20 protein-coding genes are annotated in these 19,949 nt (G+C 65.7%); 6 read left to right on the top strand and 14 right to left on the bottom strand.

Annotated elements, in window-relative coordinates; all coding sequences use genetic code 11:
* Nucleotides 1–33: 33 nt before the first annotated feature.
* The 3 genes from sdhA to sdhC are packed head-to-tail and all read right to left on the bottom strand — an operon-like array spanning nucleotide 34 to nucleotide 2,694.
* A complete protein-coding gene (sdhA, locus tag SPYCW_RS01660; protein WP_120215300.1) occupies nucleotides 34–1,848 on the bottom strand; it encodes a succinate dehydrogenase flavoprotein subunit in 1,815 nt (604 codons plus the stop codon).
* Between the two features lies 1 nt (nucleotide 1,849).
* Complete coding sequence (gene sdhD / locus SPYCW_RS01655) at nucleotides 1,850–2,251, bottom strand: succinate dehydrogenase, hydrophobic membrane anchor protein (protein ID WP_120215299.1); 402 nt, start codon at nucleotides 2,249–2,251, stop codon at nucleotides 1,850–1,852.
* Nucleotides 2,251–2,694 (bottom strand): succinate dehydrogenase, cytochrome b556 subunit, encoded by a 444-nt coding sequence (gene sdhC / locus SPYCW_RS01650; protein ID WP_120215298.1) that lies wholly within the window; start codon nucleotides 2,692–2,694, stop codon nucleotides 2,251–2,253. The genes sdhD and sdhC overlap by 1 nt, the downstream gene beginning before the upstream one ends.
* A 277-nt stretch (nucleotides 2,695–2,971) precedes the next feature.
* On the opposite strand from sdhC, the gene SPYCW_RS01645 reads away from it, so the two are divergent.
* Nucleotides 2,972–3,403, top strand: a complete 432-nt coding sequence (locus SPYCW_RS01645) for a hypothetical protein (protein WP_145985928.1) — start codon at nucleotides 2,972–2,974, stop codon at nucleotides 3,401–3,403.
* A gap of 112 nt (nucleotides 3,404–3,515) precedes the next feature.
* Here the strand turns inward: SPYCW_RS01645 and SPYCW_RS01640 are convergent, their stop codons facing one another.
* Together SPYCW_RS01640 and ald are read right to left on the bottom strand one after the other, a co-directional pair.
* Nucleotides 3,516–3,743, bottom strand: a complete 228-nt coding sequence (locus tag SPYCW_RS01640; protein WP_120215296.1) for a hypothetical protein — start codon at nucleotides 3,741–3,743, stop codon at nucleotides 3,516–3,518.
* Between the two features lie 22 nt (nucleotides 3,744–3,765).
* Nucleotides 3,766–4,881, bottom strand: coding sequence for an alanine dehydrogenase (gene ald / locus SPYCW_RS01635; protein ID WP_120215295.1), 1,116 nt, complete (start codon nucleotides 4,879–4,881; stop codon nucleotides 3,766–3,768).
* A gap of 160 nt (nucleotides 4,882–5,041) precedes the next feature.
* On the opposite strand from ald, the gene SPYCW_RS01630 reads away from it, so the two are divergent.
* The 4 genes from SPYCW_RS01630 (at nucleotide 5,042) to SPYCW_RS01615 (ending at nucleotide 8,831) form a co-directional block, all read left to right on the top strand.
* The gene (locus tag SPYCW_RS01630; RefSeq protein ID WP_120215294.1) at nucleotides 5,042–5,515 is read left to right on the top strand and encodes an Lrp/AsnC family transcriptional regulator; all 474 of its coding nucleotides are present in this window, start codon (nucleotides 5,042–5,044) and stop codon (nucleotides 5,513–5,515) included.
* A 126-nt stretch (nucleotides 5,516–5,641) separates the two neighbouring features.
* Nucleotides 5,642–6,994: a methyl-accepting chemotaxis protein gene (locus tag SPYCW_RS01625; protein ID WP_120215293.1), complete on the top strand. Its 1,353-nt coding sequence runs from the start codon at nucleotides 5,642–5,644 to the stop codon at nucleotides 6,992–6,994.
* A 169-nt stretch (nucleotides 6,995–7,163) separates the two neighbouring features.
* On the top strand, nucleotides 7,164–7,856 hold the full coding sequence (locus tag SPYCW_RS01620; RefSeq protein WP_120215292.1) for an SDR family NAD(P)-dependent oxidoreductase: 693 nt from the start codon (nucleotides 7,164–7,166) through the stop codon (nucleotides 7,854–7,856).
* 3 nt (nucleotides 7,857–7,859) lie between these two features.
* A complete protein-coding gene (locus tag SPYCW_RS01615; RefSeq protein WP_120215291.1) occupies nucleotides 7,860–8,831 on the top strand; it encodes a 50S ribosomal protein L11 methyltransferase in 972 nt (323 codons plus the stop codon).
* 98 nt (nucleotides 8,832–8,929) lie between these two features.
* Here the strand turns inward: SPYCW_RS01615 and phhA are convergent, their stop codons facing one another.
* Complete coding sequence (gene phhA, locus SPYCW_RS01610; protein WP_120215290.1) at nucleotides 8,930–9,805, bottom strand: phenylalanine 4-monooxygenase; 876 nt, start codon at nucleotides 9,803–9,805, stop codon at nucleotides 8,930–8,932.
* A 25-nt stretch (nucleotides 9,806–9,830) separates the two neighbouring features.
* Nucleotides 9,831–10,460: a Crp/Fnr family transcriptional regulator gene (locus SPYCW_RS01605; protein ID WP_172595397.1), complete on the bottom strand. Its 630-nt coding sequence runs from the start codon at nucleotides 10,458–10,460 to the stop codon at nucleotides 9,831–9,833.
* Between the two features lie 100 nt (nucleotides 10,461–10,560).
* Here SPYCW_RS01605 and SPYCW_RS01600 point away from each other — a divergent pair, with 100 nt between their 5' ends.
* Nucleotides 10,561–11,436, top strand: coding sequence for a sterol desaturase family protein (locus SPYCW_RS01600; RefSeq protein ID WP_120215288.1), 876 nt, complete (start codon nucleotides 10,561–10,563; stop codon nucleotides 11,434–11,436).
* Here the strand turns inward: SPYCW_RS01600 and SPYCW_RS01595 are convergent.
* From SPYCW_RS01595 to SPYCW_RS01565, 7 genes are all read right to left on the bottom strand, one after another.
* The gene (locus tag SPYCW_RS01595; protein ID WP_120215287.1) at nucleotides 11,433–12,785 is read right to left on the bottom strand and encodes a PepSY-associated TM helix domain-containing protein; all 1,353 of its coding nucleotides are present in this window, start codon (nucleotides 12,783–12,785) and stop codon (nucleotides 11,433–11,435) included. The two genes, SPYCW_RS01600 and SPYCW_RS01595, sit on opposite strands and share 4 nt — an antisense overlap.
* 15 nt (nucleotides 12,786–12,800) lie before the next feature.
* Nucleotides 12,801–14,810: a TonB-dependent receptor family protein gene (locus tag SPYCW_RS01590; RefSeq protein ID WP_120215286.1), complete on the bottom strand. Its 2,010-nt coding sequence runs from the start codon at nucleotides 14,808–14,810 to the stop codon at nucleotides 12,801–12,803.
* Nucleotides 14,811–14,955: 145 nt separating this feature from the next.
* Nucleotides 14,956–15,348: a hypothetical protein gene (locus SPYCW_RS01585; protein WP_120215285.1), complete on the bottom strand. Its 393-nt coding sequence runs from the start codon at nucleotides 15,346–15,348 to the stop codon at nucleotides 14,956–14,958.
* A 126-nt stretch (nucleotides 15,349–15,474) separates the two neighbouring features.
* Nucleotides 15,475–16,644, bottom strand: a complete 1,170-nt coding sequence (locus tag SPYCW_RS01580) for a sterol desaturase family protein (protein WP_120218038.1) — start codon at nucleotides 16,642–16,644, stop codon at nucleotides 15,475–15,477.
* An 85-nt stretch (nucleotides 16,645–16,729) separates the two neighbouring features.
* Nucleotides 16,730–18,874 (bottom strand): NAD-dependent DNA ligase LigA, encoded by a 2,145-nt coding sequence (ligA, locus tag SPYCW_RS01575; protein WP_120215284.1) that lies wholly within the window; start codon nucleotides 18,872–18,874, stop codon nucleotides 16,730–16,732.
* Nucleotides 18,871–19,179 carry a putative quinol monooxygenase gene (locus SPYCW_RS01570; protein WP_120215283.1) on the bottom strand — a complete coding sequence of 103 codons (309 nt, stop codon included), beginning with the start codon at nucleotides 19,177–19,179 and terminating at the stop codon, nucleotides 18,871–18,873. The genes ligA and SPYCW_RS01570 overlap by 4 nt, the downstream gene beginning before the upstream one ends.
* Before the next feature lie 83 nt (nucleotides 19,180–19,262).
* On the bottom strand, nucleotides 19,263–19,949 hold the full coding sequence (locus SPYCW_RS01565; RefSeq protein ID WP_120215282.1) for a GNAT family N-acetyltransferase: 687 nt from the start codon (nucleotides 19,947–19,949) through the stop codon (nucleotides 19,263–19,265).

The following is a 19,949-nucleotide window of genomic DNA, read 5'->3' as shown; positions in this document are numbered from 1 at the left end:
ATTATCTGGCGACAACCCGATCCCGCGCTTCCATCAATAAACCCGCGCCTTCGGCTTGATATACTCAACGTCGTCCGACAGCGTATATTCGTGCACCGGCCGGTAATCGAGGCGGACGCCGCCGCCCTTGCCGCCCCAGCCGTCGAACCACGCCACGGTGTGCTTCATCCAGTTCGCGTCGTCGCGGTTCGGGAAATCTTCGTGCGCGTGCGCGCCGCGGCTTTCCTTGCGGTTGTGCGCCGAGTGCATCGTCACCGTCGCCTGGCTGATCAAATTGTCGAGCTCGAGCGTTTCGACAAGGTCGGTGTTCCAGATCAGGCTGCGGTCAGTGACGCCAATGTCGTTCATGCGGCTGTAGGTCTTGGTCAGCTTTTCCTTGCCCTCGGCCATCAGCTCGTCGGTACGGAACACCGCGGCGTGCGCCGACATGGCGCGCTGCATTTCGGTGCGGATTTCGGCGGTCGGCGATCCGCCCTTGGCATGGCGGAAATGGTCGAGGCGGCCGAGTGCCAGGTCGGCACTGTCGGCGGGCAGCGGCTGCTGCGCCGCGCCGGGCTTGATGATATCGCGCAGGCGATGCCCGGTGGCGCGGCCAAATACCACGAGGTCGATCAGGCTGTTCGACCCGAGGCGGTTCGCGCCATGCACCGACACGCACGCCGCTTCGCCGACCGCGAACAGGCCCGGCACCACGGTGTCGGGGCCGTCCTTGCCCAGCGTGACGACTTCGCCATGATAGTTACAGGGGATGCCGCCCATATTATAATGGACCGTCGGCACGACCGGCAGCGGCTGGCGCGTCAGGTCGACGCCCGCGAACACCTTGCCGCTTTCGGTGATCCCGGGCAGCCGCTCGGCCAGCACCGCGGGATCGATATGATCGAGGTGCAGGAAGATATGGTCGCCGTGCGGGCCGACGCCGCGGCCTTCTCGGATTTCGAGCGCCATCGAACGCGACACGACGTCGCGCGACGCCAGATCCTTCGCCGACGGGGCATAGCGTTCCATGAACCGCTCGCCATCGGAATTGGTGAGATACCCACCCTCGCCGCGTGCGCCTTCGGTGATCAGCACCCCGGCACCATAAATGCCGGTCGGGTGGAACTGGACGAATTCCATGTCCTGCAGCGGCAGCCCGGCGCGCAGCACCATGCCTCCGCCGTCGCCGGTGCAAGTATGCGCGGAGGTCGCGGTGAAATAGCTGCGGCCATAGCCGCCCGTCGCGAGCACGACAGCCTGCGAACGGAAGCGGTGGATGCTGCCATCGTCCATACACAAGGCGATGACGCCGCGACAAACCTTGCCGTCGGGGCCGTCTTCCATGATCAGGTCGAGCGCGAAATATTCGATAAAGAAGTCGGCGTCATATTTCAGCGACTGCTGATACAGCGCGTGGAGCATCGCATGGCCGGTGCGGTCGGCGGCGGCGGCGGTGCGCTGCACCGGCGGGCCTTCGCCCATATTCTGCATATGGCCACCGAACGGGCGCTGATAGATGGTGCCATCGGCGTTGCGGCTGAACGGCACACCCGCATGTTCGAGCTCGTACACCGCGGCGGGTGCCTCGCGGACCATATATTCGATCGCATCCTGATCGCCGAGCCAGTCCGACCCCTTGACCGTGTCATACATGTGCCAGGTCCAGTGGTCGGGCGAATTATTGCCCAGGCTGGCCGCGATGCCGCCCTGCGCCGCCACCGTGTGGCTGCGCGTCGGGAACACCTTGGTGATGCACGCGGTCTTCAACCCCGCTTCGGCAGAGCCCATCGTGGCGCGCAGGCCCGAACCCCCGGCGCCGACGACGACGGTGTCATAGATATGGTCGATAATCTTGTAAGCGTCGGTCATCTCACATGCCCCCCGGGCCGGCCGTCACGGGCGCAAGCGCGATCCGGGCGATCGTGAAGATCCCGTAAGCGCCGCCGCCGATGGCATAGAAATTGAGCAGGACGAGCGCCAGCAGCAGCATCGGCCCGTGGACATAATCCTCGATCAGCACTTGCAGACCCAGCCGCAGATGCCAGAATACGCTGACGACCATCAGGATCAGCGCCAGCGCGACCATCGGGTCCGCCGCCCAGCGCAGCACCGCGGCATGTTCGCCGAGCGGCAGGCGGATCAGCGACACGAACAGGAAACCGACGAGCAGAATGTTGCCGAGCGCGGTCAGCCGCTGTTGCAGCCAATGCTGCGACCCATGCCCCGACGAACCGAGGCCGCGGACCTTGCCGAGATGCGTGCCGTCGCCCATCAGAGTGCCTCCGCCATGATATAGAGCCAGGTCGCGGCGGTCGCGAACACGCCCGCGGCGATCACGACGGTCGACCACAGCTTGTTCGATTTCAGCTCATAGCCCGCGCCGGTGTCGAGCACGAAATGGCGCAGCCCCGAAAACAGATGCTGGAAAAATGCCCAGGTCAATCCGACAAGGACGATCTTGCCCAGGATATTGGTGATCTGGTGGAACAGGCCGATTTCGGGGCTGGGATCGTGCCAGATGCACGCAACGAACGCCGCATAAGCCTCTGGCCCAGCGGCGATCGCGCCCAGCCACCACAGGAATAGCCCCGCGCCGACGATAGCCAGCCCGTCACCGCTCGCGCGGTGCAGGATCGACACCGCCATATGCGGCCCCCATTTATACACCTGCAAATGCGGTGCGCGCGGGCGCGCGCTCGGTTCGTTTCCAGCCATATCAGCCCCGTTCCTGACTCTGTTCGGTCGATGCGCGCCGGTTTAGCGCGGCGCGCGCGATATGCAATTGCTTAGCGGGCGTGGGCGGGAAGAAATAGGGCGGCGTCCGCGGTGTGCGCCTGACGGCCCCCCGATCCCGGTAGAGGCGCATGATCGCGGCGTAAGCCGATCCTTTTCCTGTCGTCAATCGAACCGGTACACATAAAATCATCGCCGCGATTGGTCGGCGCGGTAGAGCGGCAAGGAGAACAAGTATCCCACCGAAAGAACCCCAATAATGACCTTTTCCCTCATGACAGCCATTCTCGCGCTTGCGTCTGTCGCACCGCTGGCCCCGAACGATACCGCAATCGGCGACGTCGATGCGCAACAAGAAATCGTCGTGACCGCGCGCGAGCGGCTGAAAAATTGGCGCGGAAAAATCGACTTGGAGAGCGGGAAATGCCGGATCCGAAAATCCAGCGGCGATCCCGAGGTCGATTCGATGGCGTGTCGTGTCGGCGAAATATGTTATGGTCAGATCAAGCCAAAACGCGACACTTTGGTCGCGAGCAATCCGCCGCGCTCCCAACGGCGCGCTCTGATCAAACCCTTAGAAGACGAAGCCAGCGATTGCGCAACCACACTTTACGAAGTCGAGTTGGAGCGTATCGACGCACGCCGCGACGCCGCAAGAGAACGAGGCGATAGGCGCGCGCAGCATTGGTAGCGAATGGAGGCGATCGACCGGTTGCGGACGATGCGGCAGACTATCCCCTCCTCTTCAGAGGAGGGGATCGTAAAACATCCGCTTTGCACCCCCAATCGGTGGTTTCGCCGCCTTACTTGATCTTGTCGCGGTTCGCGTAAAGCAGCGCCGCGATCACCGCCGCCGACCCGATCCCCAGACCCGCCGCCGCGGCCGTTTTCCAGCCGCGCTTGCCGCCCTTTGCCGCCGCTTCGGCTGCGTCGGCGGCTTCCTTCTGCTGGCGCTGTTCGCGCGCGGCGCGCAGCACTTCATTTTCCTCGGGCGCGTCGTCGTGCGGCGACGGGGGAGTCTGGTCGGTCATTCTTGCACCTATGTCCTTGTTATCAGGCGAGTGCCTGCTCCACAGGCACATAGTCGGTTCCGATCGCTTCCGCTACGGCTTCGAACGTCACCTTACCATTCCAGACGTTCAGACCCTGCGCAAGATGCACGTCGCGCTTCAACGCTTCCTTCCACCCCAGGTCGGCGATGCGCAGCGCGTGCGGCAGGGTCACGTTATTCAGCGCATAGGTGCTGGTGCGCGCGACCGCGCCCGGCATGTTGGCGACCGCATAATGGACGATGCCGTCGACGACATAGGTCGGGTCGGCGTGCGTTGTCGCATGACTCGTTTCAAAACAGCCGCCCTGGTCGATCGCGACGTCGACGAGCACCGAGCCTGCCTGCATCGTCGCCAGCATGTCGCGGGTGACGAGCTTGGGCGCTTCGGCGCCGGGGATCAGCACCGCGCCGATGACCAGATCGGCCTCGGCCACGCATTCGGCGAGGTTGGCGCGGTTCGAAAAGCGCGTCTTGGCACGCGATTCAAAGAAGGTGCCGACGCGTTCGAGCACTTCGGGATCGCGGTCGAGAATGGTGACGTCGGCGCCGAGGCCCGCGGCCATCTGCGCCGCGTTGAAGCCGACGACGCCGCCGCCGATCACGCACACCTTGCCCGGCGCAACGCCGGGGACGCCGCCCAAGAGCACGCCGCGGCCGCCATGCGCCTTTTCGAGCGCGGTCGCGCCGGCCTGGATCGACATGCGCCCTGCAACCTGGCTCATCGGCTTCAGCAGCGGCAGGCCGCCGTGCGGGCTCGTGACCGTTTCATAGGCGATGCACACCGCGCCCGATTTCATCAGGTCGCGCGTCTGGTCGGGATCGGGCGCGAGGTGGAGATAGGTGTAAAGGATCTGACCTTCGCGGAGCATCGCGCGCTCGCCGGGCTGCGGCTCCTTGACCTTCACCACCATGTCGGCGGTCGCGAAAATTTCCTCGGCGGTCTGGACGATTTCGGCGCCCGCTTCGACATAAAAACGGTCGTGCGCGCCGATGCCCTCGCCGGCGCCGGTCTGCACCAGCACGCGGTGGCCGTGCGCGCTCAATTCGCGGGCACTTTCGGGGGTCAGCCCGACGCGATATTCGTGATTCTTGATTTCCTTGGGGGTGCCGATGATCATTGTCGCTCTCCATTGGTTCGCCGCCGGTCGCGCTGGTCCGGCGCCGCGTCGTTCATGGCTCTGCCTAATAGCAGTTTCGGGGCGCGAGGTGCTTGCATATCGTCGCTGGTTTCGCGACAAATGCGCACAAATCACGCGCCAAACTGATCAAGGACGCACAATGATTGATCGAATCGATCGTAAGCTTCTCGACATGCTGCAACGCAGCGGTCCGCGCCCCGCCGCCGAGCTCGGCGAAGCGGTCGGGCTGTCGGCGTCGGCGTGCCACCGGCGCATCCGCGCGCTGGAGGCGGCCGGGATTATCACCGGCTATACCGCGCGCCTCGCCCCCGATCGCATCGGCCTGGGGCTTGACGTGTTCGTCGACATCAGCCTGACCTCGCAAAGCGAAGAGGCGCTGACCGCGTTTGAAAGCGCGGTCAAAAGCTTTGACGAAATCCTCGAATGCCAATTGCTGTCAGGCGCCTCCGACTACCGGCTGCGCGTCGCGGCGCGCAATGTCGCCGATTTCGACCGGCTGCACCGGCACTGCCTGTCGCGCCTGCCCGGGGTCGCGGCGATGCACAGCGCCTTCGCGCTGCGCACGATCAAGGCGTTCGAGGGGTATCCGGTCCCTGCCAGCGAAGCGTACTAACCGCGAAAATCGCAGCGCTGGTTAACGCGCAATTTACCAAAAGCACCGCATAGCCCGATCCTATGTTTTGCGGACGACAGGCGGGCGGCAGACTCGCGCGTCGGGATCGATCAGGGAAGCAGGATCATGGTGAAGGAAAATCCGATTCATAAGCAGCAAATCGACCCGATTTCGATGGCCGACCGCTTCCCCTATTACGACCTCGACGGTCAACTGGCCGCGCACGCCACCGAGATTCATTCGATCATCGCCGGCCGCGAGGAAGCCATTGCGCGCGCCTATTGGGATGCGTTCAATGCGCTCCCCAGCGTCGAACGCGCGGTCGAAGGCGAATTGCTCGAATCCTATGTGCGCGGCAGCGCGCGCCACACCGAAACCAAATATGCCGACGCTGCCGGACAGGAAGTGGCGACGATCGCCTGCCAGAACGCGCATATGGCGCGCCGGGTCAAACTGCCGCTCGCGTCGGTAATGTCGTGCATCGCCGAAAGCCAGCGGCTGACGATCGAATATGTCGTCGCCGCCTGCATCGACGATGCGGCGCGGCTGGCGCGGCTGACCAGTGCAGTCAACCGGCTGGCGCTGCTCGAATTCGACATCATGCAGCGCTATGCCGAAAAGCTCGACCGTGCGGTGATTTCCAGCGAACGCCAGACGCTCGCGGGCGATTTCGACCGCTCGATCGCCTCGCTGGTGCAGGACACCGACGGGGTGCGCGAACAATTGGCCAAGCAGGCCGCTTCCGCCGATCAGGCCGCCAAGGGGATGATCGCCAAGACCAGCGAAGTCGCCGCCGCGTCTGAACAATCGGCGATGGCGATGCGCGAAGCCGCTTCGACCGCCGCGGGCCTGATCCGCGCGATCGAGGATGCGCGCAGCGAGGTCGAAGCGTCAGCGAGCGTTGCCACCCGCGCGTCGGAACAGGCGGGCGAAGCGGTCGCGATGTCCGAAACGCTGTCGCACCACGCCGAATCGATCGAGTCCATTTTGGGCCTGATCCGCGAGATCGCGGGCCAGACCAACCTGCTCGCGCTGAACGCCACGATCGAGGCAGCGCGCGCCGGCGAATCGGGCCGCGGCTTCGCCGTCGTCGCGCAGGAAGTCAAAAGCCTGGCCAACGAAACCGCGCGCGCCACCGACGATATTGCGGGCAAGATCACCGCGATCCAGCAGGCGACGCGCGGATCGGTGAGTGCCAACCAGTCGATCCAGCAGACGATTATCGAGGTCCAGCGCTCGGCGCAGCGCATCCGCGACGCGATGGACGCGCAGGCGCAGACCGTTACCTCGATCACCGCCGCGGTCGACGAAACCGCGCTTGCCGCCGACAGTATGTCGTCGACGATCGCCAGCATCCGCAACGATTCGGGGATGGTTGCGAACGAAATCAGCGTGCTCAGCCAGGAATTTGGCAAGATGGGCGGGCGGTTGCAGCAGTTGGAACAGGCCGCGAGCGAGTTCAGCCGCCGGGTGGCGTAAGGGTACAAATTTGATCCGTTCGTGTCGAGCGAAGTCGAGACACGCGAGGCCATGCACAAACGCAACGTGTCTCGACTTCGCTCGACACGAAGGGAACGAGGAAAGTCCTGACGCTATTGGTCGCGGTTTGGCGGTTGGACTGCCGCCATTGCATCGCTAAAGCCGCTCCATGCAAACCCACATCCTGATCACCGGCGCCAGCCGCGGCATCGGCGCCGCGATCGCCGCCGCGCTGACCTCGGACGCCACCAGGACGGTCGCGCTGTCGAGCGCCGATGGCGACCTTGCGGACCCGGCAGTCCCGGCCCGTCTGTGGCAACAAAGTATCAACCAACTCGATGGCCGCATCGATGTGCTGGTCAACAACGCCGGAATCTTTGAAGCCAGCCCGCTCGATGACGACGATGCCGTCTGGCTCGCCAGCTGGAACCGCACGCTTCAGGTCAATCTGACCGCCAGCGCAGACCTCTGCCGCCGCGCTGTCCTCCACTGGCAGGCACGCCGGGCAAAAGGCCGCATCGTCAATATCGCCAGCCGCGCCGCGCACCGCGGCGACAGCCCCGCGCACTGGCATTATGCCGCGTCGAAGGCGGGGCTGGTCGCGATGACCAAGACGATCGCGCGCGCCTATGCCGCAGAGGGCGTGCTCGCCTTTGCGATTTGCCCGGGCTTCACCATGACCGGCATGGCGGACGATTATCTCGCCAGCCGCGACGGTGCCGCGCTGCCCGCCGACATTCCGCTGGGCCGGGTCGCAATGCCGGAGGAGGTCGCCGAAATGGCGCGCTGGTGCGCGCTCGATGCGCCCGCGTCGATGACCGGCGCGGTGCTCGACATCAATGGCGCCAGCTATGTGCGCTGACCGATGAGCTGGATCGTCTCCCTCCCCTGCACCCGCGCCGAGGCCGAGGCGCTGTCGGGCGAAATTCATGAACTCGATGCGCTGCCCGAGGCGCCCGTCATCGTCACGCGCGAAATCGACGAGGAGGCCGGACTGTGGCAGCTCGACGCCTATGTCGATGACAAGCCCGACGCGGCGTTGCTGGCGCTGCTCCAGTCGCTCGTACCAAGCGCAAAGGGAGTGAAGCCCACCGCCGAACAATTGCCCGAGGAGGATTGGGTCACGCTGTCGCAGCAGGGGCTCGAACCCGTGCAGGCGGGGCGCTTTTTCGTCCATACAAGCAGCCACGCCGACCGCATTCCGCCCGGCACCACCCCTTTTCTGATCGACGCGAGCCAAGCGTTCGGCACCGGCGGCCACGACACGACCGCGGGGTGCCTAGCGATGCTCGACCGCCTTGCGCGGCAGGGCGACAGTCCGCGCAATATTGCCGACATCGGCACCGGCACCGGACTGCTCGCCTTTGCCGGGCTGGCGCTGTGGCCGCGCGCGAAAATGATTGCGTCCGACATCGATCCCGCGAGCATCTTCGTCACCCGCGACAATGCCGCGATCAACCGCGTGCCGCTCGGCCGCGGCGGCGGACGCCTCGCGCTCGCGGTCGCGCCGGGGACCGACCATCCCGCGATCCGCCACCGCGCGCCTTATGACCTGGTGATCGCCAATATCCTTGCCGGGCCGCTGATCACCCTTGCTCCCGACATCGGCGCCGCGACCGCGCCGGGCGGCCACGCCATCCTCGCAGGGTTGATCGCGCGGCAGATGGAACCAGTGCTCGCCGCCTACCGCGCGCAGGGCTTTCGCCTGGTGGCGCGCGGGGGCAGCGCCGAATGGCCGTGCCTGCTGCTCGTCAAGCGCCGCCGCTATGGCTGGCGCCGCAAGGAACGCGCCTTCCACCGCGCCGACCCGGCGGACGCAAGTTTCGGGAGCTGGTAGAAGACCGCCGCCGTGCCCGTTCGTGTCGAGCGAAGTCGAGACACGCATGAGTGGCGCGAGACTTCACGGTGTCTCGACTTCGCTCGCCACGAAGGGGTTCAGGCGGTTTGCTTGCCTAGCGCATAATCCTGCGTGCCGCGCGTGATCACCTCATCACCCGGCAAGATATCCGCGATCGCGATCGGCGGCAGCGCGTCATTCGCGGCATAAAGCGGCGCAAAATCGGTGTTCACCGTTGTGTCGAGCAGCTGGTCGAGGCTGTCGATGACGAAATAATTCTGCTGGAAATCGTCGATTCGATAGTCCGTGCGCATCACCCGCGCGAGGTCGAAACCGATGCGATTGGGGCTGTCGCTGTCGAGCGCAAACACGCTTTCGGCATAGGAGGACACAATCCCGGCGCCATAAATCCGAAGACCGCCCGCCTCGCGGATCAGCCCGAACTCGACCGTGTACCAGTAAAGCCGTGCCAGCTGTTTCAGCGCATCGAATTGCAGGCTGCGCAGCCCGCCCTCGCCATAAGCGACCATATAATCGGCGAACACCGGGTCGGCGAGCATCGGGACATGGCCGAACACGTCGTGGAACACGTCGGGTTCCTGCAGATAGTCGAGCTGATCGGGCGTGCGGATGAAATTGCCCGCCGGGAAACGCCGGTTCGCAAGATGGTCGAAAAACACCTCGTCGGGAACCAGCCCCGGCACCGCGACGACCTGCCACCCCGTCGCGTCCATCAACCGCGCGTTGAGCTCGCGATAATCGGGAATCCCCGGCTTTTCGAGGCGCAGCACGTCAATGCCGCGCAAAAATGCGTCCGCCGCGCGCCCCGGCAGCATCGCCGACTGGCGCGCGAACAGCTTGTCCCACATCGCATGTTCGGCGGCGGTAAACGCGTCCCAATTTTGCGAAATCGTCCAGTCGGCCGCGGCACCCGGCGGCGGCGTTTCGTGGACATGAGTAAAGCCGTCTTTCATGGGAATCGTCTAGCATGAAAAAGTTTCAAATGAAACCGTCTCCACCGGGCCGCAGCAGGCGGAGCTGGCCATAGCCGCGTTCGACCTCCCCGGCCCCGGCCAATATGCGCAGCGCGGCACCCAGCGTCACCCGCGAAACGCCGAGCAGGTCCGCAAGCTGCTGCTGCGTCGCGGTCACCCGATCGCCCCCGGCGCTTTCGCGCGCCATCGTGCGCAGCAGGCCGAGCAGCCGGTCGGGGGTCGACAGCCGCCGCTCGGCGTCGATCGTGTCGAGCGTCGCCGCAAGCTGGCGCGACAGGCTCCGCAGCAACAGCTCGGCCCAGCCAACGTCGGCGGCCATCAGCTGGCGCAGCAAGGGGCGGTCGATCGCCACCAGCCGCGCCGGACCGCTGGCGAGCGCATCGACCTGGCGCGGCACTCCGGTGAAAAAGGCAAGCTCGCCGAACAGGTCGCCCGCGCCGAGCACGCCGAAATGCGTAAATCCGCCGTCAGCGGCAAAGCGCCCGACGGTGACATGCCCTTCGACCACGGCCCAGAATTCCGCGCCGGGATCGCCCTGATACTGGATAAACTGGCCGTCGGCGAAATCGCGCACCCGCGCGCGCTCGGTCAGCTGCGCCAGTTCGCGCGGCGACAGCGTCGAGCGTTCGGCCATCGCAAATTGATAAGTTCTTTGCATTTCGAGGCGCGACACTGTGGCAAACAGCGGGGCATGGCAAACAACGACTTGTAATTGGCCATGGGAGTGCCGCGACATGCATCTGACCACCGCCCAGTCGAGCGCGATCGTCGCGGCGATTTTTCTCGGCTTCTGCCTCATCGAGCTGATCCGCACCCGCCTGTTCGCGAAGGACGAGCAGGCGCGCCACGACGGGATCATCGAAATCATCAGCACCTTCATGCTGCTGATCGTTACCCAGCCGACGATCCTGCTGGTGGTCGGTGCGCTCGGCCACCGTTTCTTTCCGCAATATGAGGGGGCGCTTGCGAACGCGCCCTTCCTCGCCGCGCTCGCGCTTTTCCTCGTGTTCGAGGATATGATGCAATATTGGTGGCACCGCGCGAGCCATAGCTTTGCGTGGCTCTACAACCTCCACCGCGCGCACCATAATGCCCGCTATATGAGCGTGCGGCTCGTCTATCGGAACAACATCATCTATTATGCGATGATGCCGAGCATCTGGTTCGCGGGCGTGCTCGTCTATCTCGGGCTCGGCTGGTTCTATGCGGGCTATCTGGTGGTCAAGATGGCGGTGATCATCGGCGCGCACAGCGATGTCGCGTGGGATGCGCCGCTCTACCGGATCAAGGCGCTGTCGCCGCTGATGTGGGTCGTCGAACGCACGATCAGCACCCCGGCGACGCACCACGCGCACCACGGCCGCCACGCCGACGATCCGGCGGTGAACTACAAGGGCAATTTCGGGAACCTGCTGTTCTTTTGGGACGTGCTCTTCGGCACCGCGAAGATCACGCGGCACTATCCGGCGAGCTATGGCGTCGAAAATCTGCCGCCAGCGACGCTGGGGCAGCAACTACTGTGGCCGATCTTTCCCGAGAATAGGGACATGAACGCACGCATCCCCGGCGCCGTGCCGTCGGCGCCGGGGACGGCGGCGGCAACGACCTAGGCCGCGACACCGAGCCAGCGCGCAGCGCGCGGCAAGCGCGGGAGCAACAGCCGATCGACGATCCATAGCAAGACCAGCGACGCGGCGAGCAGCGGCAGCAGCGCGGCGAGCAACAGTATGATTGCCGCCACGGCTTTCAGCTTCGCCGGGTCGCGCGGCAGCGGCGGGGCGCCCAGCGCATCGCCAGGCTTGCGGCGGCGCCACATCAGGAACCCCGAAACGGCGAGGGTCATCAGCATCAGCGCGGTGAGGACTCCGATCAGCTGGCTGACGATCCCAAACAGCGCGCCCTCGTGCCAGGCGATGCCGATGCCGACGATACGGTCGATGACATGCTTGTCGGCAAAGCCGCTGCGCGACACCTCGATCCCGGTGCCGACGTCGTAACTCACCTTGCGCACCTGCGGGCGGTTCTGCGTCTGGGTGGTCAGCGTCCAAGTGTTGCCATTGGGCGGCCCGAACATGTTCGGCGCCCCCGGTGGCTGGATAATCACCGGCGCGGGCAGATTTTCGTTTTGCGCGCGCAGGACGATGCTGTCGAGCGGCACGCGCGGCGCATCGCCGACCGCGACCGGCGCCGGCATCGCTTTTGCCATCGCACTGTGGTCGTGCGCGGCATGGTGGCTGGCATGGCCGCCGCTTTTCCAGTCCTGCGCGCCCTGCACCCACCCCATTTCGGCGCGGACGGCGCGGAAGCCCTGCGCCCAGACATCGGTCCACGGCAGCGCGGTCAGCAGCAACACCAGTGCCAGCCCCGAAACCCAGAACCCGGTCACGGCGTGCAGGTCGCGCAGCGCGGTGCGCCCGCCGAGCGACAGGCGCGGCCACACGACCCCCGCCGCCCCGCGCCCGCGCGGCCACCACAGGTACAGGCCGGTCAGGATCATCACGATCGTCCAGCTCGCGGCGAGTTCGACGATGATACCGCCTGCGCGCCCGAACAGCAGGCTGCCGTGGATCTTCGCCAGCCACGCCGAAATCCGGTCATCGGGATTGGCCGATCCGATCACCTCTCCCCGCGGCGCCACCGCCACATCGCGCATCGTGCCATTTGGCAGGCCGACATGGACGATCGCCGCATCGCCCGGCGCCTCTGGCACCCGGTAATAATGGAAGCGCGCGCCCGGAAAGGCGGCGAGCGCCGCCTTCACCTGCGCGTCGGCATCGACCCGCTCGGCGACCGGCTGGTCGCGCCATTCGCGCTCCTGCCACCGATCGAGCTGCGGCTTGAACAGATAGGCCGCCCCCGTCACCGACAGCATGAGGATGAAGGGGATGACGAACAGCCCGGCATAGAAATGCCAGCGCCAGATCGTGCGATAGAGCGGAATCCGGTTGATGTCGGTCATCCCCTGTCCTTTCGCTTAAAAGCGCGCGCGAATACCGGCGGACACCGCGCGGCGCTCGACCGGATAATAGACCGCCGATGCCGGGGTCACGGTGATCGCCGCGCTAATATCGCCGATCGCTTTCTTGCCGGTGATGTTGCGGACATCGACGAACGCGTCGATCCCTTCGGCGATCCGCGCCCCGCCGGTCACGCCCAGCAGGGCATAGCCGGGTGTCTGGACGAGGTTGCGGTAATCGGCGAACGGCCCATCGGGCACCCACTCGACATTCGGCGCGATATGCAGCGCGTCGCTGCCGATCCGCGCTTCGGCGCGGTAGACATGCTTGGGCACCACCGGCAGGCAGTTGTTGCCAAACTGGCTGTCACCCCGGAAGCGGAAGTCGCTGTAGGTATAGACCTGCCGCAGCCGCAGCCAGTCGGTCGGCGCAATTTCCAACGCCGCTTCGACCCCTTGGTGCAGCGTCCGGTCGGCGTTGAAGGTCGCCGCAGGGATGCTGACATTGGTCGTGAATTGCAGCAATTCGCCCTTCAGCGTCGAGCGGTAGAGCGCCAGATCCCAGCGGACGATCCCGGCCTTGCCGCGCGTCCCGATCTCGGCCGTCCACGCCCGCTGCGGGCGGATCGTCGAAACGACCTGGCTGACCGGCGGGGTACCGATCGTCTGGAACACTTCGCCAAAGCCCGGAAATTCGGCCGAGCGGCTGTAGTTGGCGAAGAATTGTACATCTTCGCTCGGTTCGAACAGCACGCCGAACTTGGGCGAAAAGGCGTCGAAATCGATCCGCCCGTCACGCGACGTTGAGACATTGACGCGCCGCTTGCGGAAGCCGTCGGCATAGACGCCGCCCGCAATCAAGGTCAGCTGCTCCACCGGCCGCACTCGCACCTCGCCATAGATGTTGGCGGTGCGCGCGGTCTGGTCGGCATCGAACACCAGCGCGCCGCGCCGCCCGGCGATATTGACGAACTGTCGTGCGTCGGTGCTGCCGCGCCGCAGCTCGCCGCCCAGCGTCACCTCGACAGGCCCACTCGCATAGTCGGCGCGGAAGAAGCCGCCGAGGTCGAGCGAGTCCTGATCGATCACCTGAAAGATCGGGTGATAGAGCGACTTAGCATTGACGAAGCCGCCAACATCAAGCTTGAACGCGCCCCAGTCGAACGTCGTGCGGTTCTGCAGCCGCAGCGACACGATGTCGCGCGCCTGATCGCCCGCCACCGCCGCCGCGCTCGCGACGCGCGGCGTGGTCAGCGCCTGGTCAAAGGTCAACGCACCCGGGATTTCCTGCTTGATGTCATTATAGCTGGCATAGAAGCGCGTCGACACGACGTCGCTGAGCTTCAGCCCGACATTGCCGTGGAAGCGGAAGCTGCGCCGGTTGACATGGTCGCGGTCGCCGCTCGATGTATCGGCGCTGACCGCGCCCCACGCATCGACGCGATCGCCTGCCACGCCCGCCGACACCAGCCCGCGATAGCTGTCGAAACTGCCGACATCGCCGCGCAGGTAGAAGCCTTCAGCGGTTCGCCCGGTCGGTGTCACGCCATTGACCGCGCCGCCCAAGGTTCCCGACCCGAAGCGCAACGCGTTCGCGCCGCGATAGACCTCCAGATGGTCGAAAAAGATCGGCTCGAGCTCCTGGAAATCGCCATTGTCATCGGCAAGGTTGATCGGCACCCCGTCCTGCAGCAGCGTCAGGCCGCGCATGTGGAAACCGCGCGAAAGTCCCGATCCGCGGATCGAAATGCGCACCTCCTGCCCGTAACGCGGCTGGAGATACACGCCGGGTGAAAAGGCCAGCGTGTCGCGCAGCGACACGATCGACTTGTCGGCATAATCCTGATGGCTGACAACGTCGGCGCCGCCCGCGGTCTTCTGGACACGGGCTTCGGCTTCATTGGTCAGTTCGGGGGCGGTAACGATGATCGTCGGATCGGCTTCGGCCTCGGCGGCCTGAGCCGCGGCAGGGACGAGCGAGAGGACGAGCGCGAGCAAAGGCGCCGCCCTATAGGCAGTTTTGGTCATGGGCAATTTCTTCCCGATTTGCAGATGATGGAGCCGCGCGGCAGGACCAGCGCGACAATTCAAGTCGTCATCCCGGCGAACGCCGGGATCTCACCGTCGCATCAAAGCGCAGCGGCGAGGCTCCGGCCTCCGCCGGAGCGACACATCATGCCTGGGAAGGTGGCCCCGTACTCGGCGGCAGCGGCGAGGCGATGCCGGGGGCAAAGCCCAGCGATCGTACCGCAGCGGGAATCGGCGCCGCCACCATCGGCGCGGCGGCCAAAATCGGCTCATCGGGGACGATCGGCGCATTGCCCAGCGCCCCCCATGGGCAATGCTGCTGCGTCTCGCCCGCATCGTGGCTGCCCGCCTTTTCGATCGGGATTTCGATCGTCCCGCCGGGGTTGGCGGGGTCCGAACAAATGCGCACGGTAATCGACCCGCCCGCATCGCTTTCGATCATCCACCCCGGCGCAACCAGCACCCGCGCGCCGAGCGCGAGCAGCAGCGGCAGCAGCAGCAGGATGCCGGGACGGCGAAAGGCGGCGAGCAGGCTCACGGGGCGGCCTTTATGGCCACGGGGCGGGCGTGGCAAGTATGGAACCGCAGCCCTGAGCCTGTCGAAGGGCGCTTCACTGAGAAGCGCCCTTCGACAGGCTCAGGGCTGCGGCAGAAAAGGCTCAAATCACTCCGCCGTCGTCTCGTCGACCTTCTTCCCCGTCCGCGTCCACGGATACAGGAACTGCCCCCAATAATGTTTCGGCACATCCTCGGGGATGCCATAATTCTCCGGCCAGCGGTCCTTGGGTAGGTGAAAAGTCCCGAAAATCTTGTCGAGCCAGGGGAAATGGATGGCGAAATTGACGTCGAACGCCTCGCGCTCCAGTCCATGGTGCCAGTGGTGGAAGCGCGGCGTCGCGATCCAGTGGCCGAGCCGATTGAAATTGCCCCCGACATTGGCGTGGAGCAGCGACGACCACACATAGACGAAGCCGATGTACGCCTGCATCACCGACGGGCTGAACCCCAAAGTGAACAGCGGCAGCGAGGTGATCGAACGCAGCAGGATGATCTCGACAAAATGCATCCGCGATCCCGCCAGCCAGTCCATCGACTTCGCGCTGTGGTGGATCGCGTGAAAGCCCCACAGGAACGGCACTTTGTGGAACAGCCGGTGGTACCAATATTGCGCGAGGTCCGATGCGACCAGCACGATGGCGAACTGCACCAGCCACGGCAGCGACGCGACGGTGGCGCGAAACGCATCCCAGCTGTTCGTACTCTCGTTGATGATCGTCGACGGCGCGAGCGCCAGAAACCCGAGAACCTGCACGAACATCGTGCTGACGAGGTAATAGAACAGATCCTCGCGCCATTCGGTGCGGAACAGGCGCTGCGCGCGGCGGTGCGGGAACAGGCGTTCGAGCGGCGCGAACATGAAGCCGGTGATCAGCAGGTTGACGACGAAAAAGTCGAGCCCGAAGAAAATCCCCCAGCTTCGCGTCTCCTCGGGCTGGACATTGGCGCCGCCGAACAGCGTCGCCGCGAGCGCGATCATCAGCGCGGTCGCGCCCAGCACCTTGCGCGGGCGGAGCAGCAGGCTGAGCAGTGCGAGCCCATAGCTCGCCAGCAGCACCAGATGCACCAGCCCGCGAAACCCGCCCCAATCCTTGATGATCGCCAGTTCCGGCGTCGCAAACCAGTCGGGAAAGCGCAGCGCGACGACCATGCCGAAGCCGACGATGGCAAACAGCAACGCGAAGAACCCCGACAGCCACCCGCTGCCAAAGCGCCGCACCTCGGTATGCGATTCCAGATCGCGCATCAGGTTGGTCAGATAGTCACGCTTGGCCATTTGGTCCCCCAACCCCATTTGCGCGGCGTCGTCTGTGACGGCGCGCACGCGACAATAGCCGATCCTCCCCCACCGGGGAGGATCACTACCCCGCCGCCGCCACAATCTTCGCCCACTCGGCCTCGTCGATGACCCTGATCCCGAGCGCCGCGGCCTGCTTGAGCTTCGATCCCGCGCCCGGCCCCGCGACGACCAGGTCGGTCTTGGCGCTCACCGATCCCGCCGCCTTCGCGCCCAGCGCCTCGGCTTGCGCTTTCGCTTCGTCGCGGCTCATCGTCTCCAGCTTGCCGGTGAACACCACCGTCATCCCCGACACCTCGCTCGCGCGCGTTTCGACAACGAACGGCGGCGGCGAGACCTCGGACAGCAGGTCGTCCCACAGGTCGCGGTTGTGCGGTTCGTGGAAGAAATCGCCCAATGCCTCGGCGACCGCGGGGCCGATGCCGTCGGCGCGGACGTCGAGGATCGCCTTGATCGCCTCCATCTTGCGCGCCGCATATTTACCATCGGATTCGCCCTCGGCGCGCGGGTTTGCCGCGATATAGGCGTTGATCTCGGCCGCCTTGGCGGGGAGCAATGCAATGTCGCCGATGCCTTTGAGCAGATCGCGCGCGGTCACCGCGCCGATGTGACGGATGCCCAGCCCGAACAGCAGCCGCGCGGCGTCGGGCGCCCGCTTCGCCTCGATCGCGGCGAGCAGATTGTCGACCGACTTTTCCTTCCACCCCTCGCGCGCCAGCAATTCGTCGCGGTGCCGGTGCAGCCGGAAAATATCCGCCGGCCCCTTGTCGAGCCAGCCGAGTTCGAGAAATTCGGCGATGCTCTTTTCGCCCAGCCCCTCGATGTCGAGCGCGCCGCGGCTGACGAAATGGCGCAGCCGCTCAAACTTCTGCGCCGCGCAGATCAGCCCGCCGGTGCAGCGGACATCGACCTCGCCCTCCTCGGCCACCGCCTCGCTGCCGCACACCGTGCAATGGTCGGGAAAGACATAGGGATCGCGCGCCTCATCGCGGGTCAGATTTTCGACCACCTGCGGAATCACGTCGCCCGCGCGCTGCACCACCACTCGGTCGCCCGGACGCACCCCCAGCCGCCCGATCTCGTCGCGATTGTGCAGCGTGACGTTCGACACCACCACCCCGCCGACGGTCACCGGGGTCAGCCGCCCGACCGGGGTCAGCTTGCCGGTGCGCCCGACCTGGATGTCGATTGCCTCGAGCGTCGTCTGCGCGCGTTCGGCGGGGAATTTATGCGCGATCGCCCAACGCGGCGCCTTGGCCACGAACCCCAGCCGCGCCTGCCAGTCGAGCCGATCGACCTTATAGACGACGCCGTCGATGTCATAGGGCAGCTCGGCGCGTTCGGCCTCGATCGTCCGGTAGTGCGCGAGAACCTCGGCAACATTCGCAAGCCGCTTCAACAGCGGCGACACCGGCACGCCCCACGCCGCGATGCGCTGCATCATGGCGAACTGTGTCGTCTCGGGCAGGTCGCTCACCTCGCCCCAGCCGTGCGCGAGGAAACGCAGCGGACGCGCCGCAGTGACACTGGCATCCTTCTGGCGCAGCGACCCCGCCGCGGCGTTGCGCGGATTGGCGAACTGGCGCGCCTTTTCGGGATCGTCGGCCTCGGCGATCAGGCGGGCATTGAGCGCGGCGAAGTCGGCCTTCGCCATATAGACCTCGCCGCGGATCTCGAACACGTCGGGAACCGCGCCGTCCAGCTCCTGCGGAATATCGGCGATTGTGCGGACATTGGCCGTGACATCCTCGCCGACGCTGCCGTCGCCGCGCGTCGCCGCCTGGACCAGCTTGCCGCGTTCATAGCGCAGCGAACATGACAATCCGTCGATCTTGTCCTCCGCGGTCAGCGCGACCTGCGCGTCCTCGGGCAAATTCAGGAACCGCCGCACCCGCGCGACAAATTCGGCGACATCCTCGTCGGCGAACGCATTGTCGAGGCTCATCATGCGCTGCGCATGGGTGATTTTCGCGAGCGGCGACGCCTCGACCGCGGCGCCGACCAGCCGGTTCGGGCTGTCGGCGCGGATCAGGTGCGGGAAGGCCGCCTCGATCGCATTGTTGCGGCGGACGAGCGCGTCATAATCGGCGTCCGAAATCTCCGGACTGTCCTCGGCGTGGTAGAGCTTGTTATGATGCGCGATCGCCTTGGCCAGACGCATCAGTTCGTTAGCAGCATCGGCCTCGGTCAGCGATTCAATCTCGATCATGCGCGCGCTTTTGCCACCGGCGTGAACTCGGCGCGAGTGCCAAATCCGGCGATCAGCGGGCGCGCCTTGCTGATGGCGACCTGCACCGCGGGTAGCTCGAGCGAGGCAGCGTGCGACGCCTTGGTATCCCACAACTCGACGATCCAGATCGCGTCCGTGTTCGCGCTGTCCTCGCCGATCAGATAGCCCATGTTGCCGGGCATCGCGTCGGTCGCTTCGGACAGGATCGCGACCAGCGCCGCGCGCTGCCCCGGCTGCGCTAGCATCTGGCCGATCAGCCCATATTCGGGGACGACTTCTTCCATATGCGCCTCCAGCGCTTGCAGTTTTCAGGCCGGCAGGACCATCGCCGCCATCGCCAGCAACGCCGCCAGATGTTCGCGGCGGTTCATGCGCGGACGATCGCCAGCACATGCACCTCGCGCCGGATTCGAAAGCCGAGTGATTCATAGAGGCCGATCGCCCCCGCATTGTCGGCATAGCTGTGCAGGAAGGGCTGTTCGCCGCGCGCCACCATCTGACGCATGACATGGCCGATCAGCGTCCGCGCGAGCCCGCGGCCACGGCAATCCGCCCACGTGGCGACGCCGCTGACCTCGGCCATGCCGGGCATCAGCATCCTTTGCCCGGCCATCGCGAGCAGACGGCCCTGCTCGCGAACGCCGTAAAACGGCCCATACAGGTGCGTCTTCGGTCCCCATGGGCCGGGCTGGGCGTGGGCAGCGAGCGCCGCCATTTCGGCGGCGTCGGCATTGCCCAGCGCGACGATTGCAGGCTCGCCCGGCCGCGGCTCTGGCGGCGGCCCCTCGGCGACCATCTGTGTCAGCGCGGCGCGCTTCACTTCGCGCGTCCCCGGCGGCAGCGGCCAAGGGTCACCCTCCACGATCCATAGATCCTCACCGGGAGGGATGAGCGCCGCCAACGCCGCCTGCGCCGCCGCGCCAGTGTCGGCAGCGACGCCGAAAACGCCATAGCCGCGGTCGAGGCACAACGCGCGCGCGTCGCCGGTGGCGAGATGCGCCTGCCGCCCGGTGAGCATGCTCCACACCGGGCGATCGAGCGGGTGCGCGGTCAT

Origin of the sequence: Sphingopyxis sp. EG6 (assembly GCF_003609815.1) — a bacterium.
Classification (GTDB): Bacteria; Pseudomonadota; Alphaproteobacteria; order Sphingomonadales; family Sphingomonadaceae; genus Sphingopyxis.
This window is presented reverse-complemented; position numbering and strand designations above follow the sequence as displayed.